Origin of the sequence: Rhodococcus sp. BS-15 (genome assembly GCF_000813105.1) — a bacterium.
Classification (GTDB): Bacteria; Actinomycetota; Actinomycetes; order Mycobacteriales; family Mycobacteriaceae; genus Rhodococcoides.
The window spans coordinates 1-3,996 of sequence record NZ_BAOX01000377.1 but is presented as its reverse complement, the minus strand read 5'-3'; the positions used below and the strand labels follow the sequence as shown (position 1 = coordinate 3,996).

The window sequence follows — 3,996 nt, the reverse complement described above, 5'->3', positions numbered from 1 at the left end:
CCGCAGCGCCGCGGCGCGGCACGCGACGTCGACGCGACCCACCATTCCGCGCTCTCGGGCCAGCGCGAACACGTCCTCGGGAACGGCCAGGCTCGGAGACGGCCACCTGGCCAGAGCCTCGTATCCGACGACTGCCCCGGTGGCCAGTTCTACGACGGGCTGAAACAGGGCAGCGACGGACTCCACCGAATCGAGCGCCGCCGATGCTGCGAGCACCGCGCCGTCCGGCGCGGTCACAGTGATCGCTCGTCCACCGGAACGCGACGGGCCTCGAGGCGGTCGGCGATCAGAGCAGCGTGCAGTCTTCGCAGTCCGGACGGCTTCATCGGATCGAGTCCGGTGAGCTGCTCCACCCTCTTCAACCGGTAGTCGACGGTGTTGGGATGCACCGTCAGCCAGGTGGCCGTCTTCTTTCGGTTGGAGTCCGAATCGACGAACGCGTGCAGAGTCGGCAACAGGTCGACCGAGTCGCGCAACGGATCGATCAGAGTCACAAGGTGTTTGCGGCCCAGGCCCGGCCTGCTCACCTGGTACTCGAACACGAGATCCGACATCCGGTACGTCCCGGGTGCGTACCGGAGCCGACGCACGAGACTCAGCAATTCGTACAGGTGGGGCGCGGTCGTGGCGATGTCGTCGATCGCGGCGGACCCGGTCGTCGCGGTGACCGCCACCTGACCCGCGTCGGCGAGACGATCGACCAGTTCCCCGATGTCGACACCGGGTACGTCGGGCAGCAGGACGGTTCCGCCGGTGGAACTGATCGACGCGATGGGCACGCAGTCCGCGTCGAACGTGGCCAGCGCTGTGTGGATTCTTCGCAGCTTTCGAGCCGCCATCATCGGGGCTTCGATCCGTCGGCCAGTTTCGTCGGCGTGCGCCGGGAAGTGCAGGGCGACAACGTGATAATCCTCGGCCAGCAGCGTACCCATCCGATCGGCGATCTTGCGAGCAGTGCCGTCACCGGTGAGCAGCGCGTCGAGCAGTTCCACGTCGTGACGGGGACCGTTCTGAGTCAGCGTCCTGAACTCGGCCAGGTAGGCATCGCACACGGCCGCGGTGACGACGTCCAACAGTTCCATCACCAGGACGGTTCCGTCGACGAGCCGATCGTCGGCACCTTCATCGACAAGGCGCGGTGCCTGTCGCACAGCCAGTGCGCAGCCCTCGTTGATGGCATGTTGGATACGGCCGAGCGGCACGCCGTCACGGGCCCACCGGGTTGCGGCGTCGCGAAAGACGTCCATCGCGGCGGGTATCGGTAGCCGACCGGATTCGAGGACTCCGGTCGCCAGCTCACAGCAGGTCGTCGTCATGTCGTCGAGCTCACCGCGGGCGCACTCGCGCGGCGGTGGTGTGTCCTCGGGTTCGCCGAAGTGCCGATCCAGCATGCGTGCGGCAGTTTCTTTCGGCGTCCGCAACCGATCGGAGGCACGTCGCCCACTGACGTACTCCTCCTGCGACACGTGCACGCTCTCTGCTGCCGTCACCGAAAACCCCACCCTCGAACTCGAAACCTACTTCAGGTTTGTTTTCCCGCCGTACCGGCATCTCGGAAGATCGCTCGGCCTCGACGTCACGCGAATGCATCCGTACTGATCGAAACCGGGCGGGACGCAGACATACGAACAGTAGAACAACAATCAAACCTGTGGATTGTTTTCACCAATTTATCCGACAGTCCGTCCAGATTCGAGCCCCTGAGCTCAGTTGTGACGCTCTCTCACATTTGAGACGGCGGTTGCGGGAAGATTCCAAACGCCTGACAGGAGAGCATAAACGGCCGAAATCCGCGCCTACTGTTCCGCCTTGTCCAACAACCCTCGTCGAAAGTCAGGCTCCATGACCACTTCTCGGTCCACCTTCCGCTCGACGCGGAAGGCAACGACGGTGCGCGCTGCGATGATCGCGGCGATGGCGTGCTCACTCACCCTCGGTACCGGCGTCGCAGCACAGGCACAGCCCGCCACCACGCCCGCTCCGCCCGCCACAGTGCAGGGCGACACGGTTGTTCCGCCCGGTCCGACCGAGGCGTCACCCAAGGCAGCCGACCAGGGTATCGCCCAGCCGAACATCGAATCCGCCGCTCCCGCGACCATCACCTACGACCCCCGGACCGAGACCACGGGCTACGGACCCGAGCAGAAGAACTTCCTGGCCGGGTTCCTGTACAGCATCATCAACCCCAATGTCGCACCTCAGGGCGCCAACGACTGGAACTGCAAGCCGTCGGCGGCGCATCCGCGCCCGGTCGTGCTGTTGCACGGCACCTGGGAGAACGCCTACAACAACTTCGCGCGGATGTCGCCTGCGCTGAAGAAGGAGGGCTACTGCATCTTCGCGCTGAACTACGGTGACAAGGACTCGAGCATCGTCGGCAACCTCGAGTCGCTGCGCGGCACGGCATCGGTTGCGTCGAGCGCGAAGGAGATCGCGACGTACATCGACGCGGTGCGCGCCGCCACCGGGTCCGCTCAGGTCGACATCGTCGGCCATTCCCAGGGTGGACTCGTGACCCGCCAGTACCTGCGCTTCGAGGGCGGAGCCAATCCGGCCGACCCGACGCAGAACAAGGTGAACACCGTCATCAGCGTCGCCGGATCGAACCACGGCACCACCCTCGTCGGTATCGGCACCCTGGGTCGCACGATCAACAACCTGGGCCTGAACGTGCTCGGCGTCGTCGGAGCCATCGCCGGACCCGCTGCCTCGGACCAGGTCATCGACTCGGACTTGGTCAAGGGATTGGCAGTGGGCGGTGACACCGACCCCGGCATCAAGTACACCGTGATCGGCACCAAGTACGACGAGGTCGTCACCCCGTACAAGACGACGTTCCTCACCGCGGGCCCCGGTGCCACGGTCAACAACGTCACCCTGCAGAACGGTTGCGAGATCGATCTGTCGGACCACCTGTCGATCTCGGTCTCGCCACGCGCGATCGGCATCGTGAAGAATGCACTGGATCCGAAGGGCTTCCCCACGAAGTCGATCCCCTGTGCATTCAACTCACCCATCACGGGCGGCTAAGTCGACTCGGTGAGGGCGATCGGCTACCGAGGCCGATCGCCCTCACTGCTGCGCGGGGACCCTGCCCGAACGAATCCGCCTGCCGTGCGGCGAATCCCGGAGCCGTCGAACTCGACGAGGCCGCGAGCGACGAAGGCGTCGAGCCAGCCGATCATCGGCCACCGACCCCATCGATCGAAGAACGTGCGCGCATTGGCGACGATGTCGTCGAGGTGTTCCACCGGAGGATCGGAGACCGGATGGAACTGGTGGTAGGCGTGTGCCCCGCCGACCCATCGCAACCCCATGCCCGACGCCTCCGCGGTGGCCGCGAAATCGGTGTCCTCACCGCCGTAGCCGGTGTAGTCCTCGCAGAAGCCGCCGAGTTCGGTCCAGGTAGTTGCCGCGACCGCGAATGACAGCGACCAGAACAGATCGAAGTCGTCTCCGTGTTCGACGGTGTCGACCGGCGGGTTCGGGCGCGCCTGATGCGGCGCGGTCAGCAACGTCAGAGCCTCGCCCTCGGCACCGATGTCCTTCTCTTTCAGGTAGGTCACCGGACCGCAGAGCAGGGATCGCTCGTTGCCGGGCAACGTTGCCGCACGCCGGTATCGCTCGATCATGTCCGGGCCCGGAATGCAGTCCACGTCCAGGAACACCAGCAATTCCCCGCCCAGTTCGAGGGCTGCGGCCGCGCCCCGATTGCGGGCGCGAGCCAGCGGGAGCGGGGTCTGCGGGGACATCTCGATACACGTCGCCGCCGAACCCGATCGAGCGACCACGTCGACGATCGCGTGGTCGCCCATCGAGACGACGACGTGCTCTACCTGCTCTGCCGTCGATGCACTCAGACCGCGCACCTGAGCGGCCAGGTGCTCGTGTCGACCGGACACCACGGTGACGACGACGGTCTTCACAGTCGCACCGTTCGAGCTGCGGCCTGCTCGATCGCCCTGGCGGCACGGGCGGGCGCACCCTCGGTTCGCA

At 65.7% G+C, this 3,996-nt stretch carries 4 protein-coding genes; 1 reads left to right on the top strand and 3 read right to left on the bottom strand.

The window, feature by feature from the left end:
• Together RHBS_RS25305 and RHBS_RS25300 are read right to left on the bottom strand one after the other, a co-directional pair.
• The coding region (locus tag RHBS_RS25305) for an EAL domain-containing protein (protein ID WP_128646796.1) at positions 1 to 237 on the bottom strand (237 nt) is incomplete at its 3' end.
• A complete protein-coding gene (locus RHBS_RS25300) occupies positions 234 to 1,490 on the bottom strand; it encodes a CdaR family transcriptional regulator (protein WP_128646795.1) in 1,257 nt (418 codons plus the stop codon). The genes RHBS_RS25300 and RHBS_RS25305, both read right to left, overlap by 4 nt.
• A gap of 352 nt (positions 1,491 to 1,842) precedes the next feature.
• Between RHBS_RS25300 and RHBS_RS25295 the strand changes: the two genes are divergently transcribed.
• On the top strand, positions 1,843 to 3,030 hold the full coding sequence (locus tag RHBS_RS25295; RefSeq protein ID WP_128646794.1) for a triacylglycerol lipase: 1,188 nt from the start codon (positions 1,843 to 1,845) through the stop codon (positions 3,028 to 3,030).
• Between the two features lie 23 nt (positions 3,031 to 3,053).
• Here the strand turns inward: RHBS_RS25295 and RHBS_RS25290 are convergent, their stop codons facing one another.
• Positions 3,054 to 3,926 (bottom strand): galactosyltransferase-related protein, encoded by an 873-nt coding sequence (locus RHBS_RS25290; RefSeq protein ID WP_128646793.1) that lies wholly within the window; start codon positions 3,924 to 3,926, stop codon positions 3,054 to 3,056.
• Positions 3,927 to 3,996: the final 70 nt, after the last annotated feature.

Excerpts from the sequence above, each read along its gene's own strand:
- RHBS_RS25295 (WP_128646794.1), top strand. The coding sequence starts at position 1,843 with ATGACCACTTCTCGGTCCACCTTCCGCTCGACGCGGAAGGCAACGACG.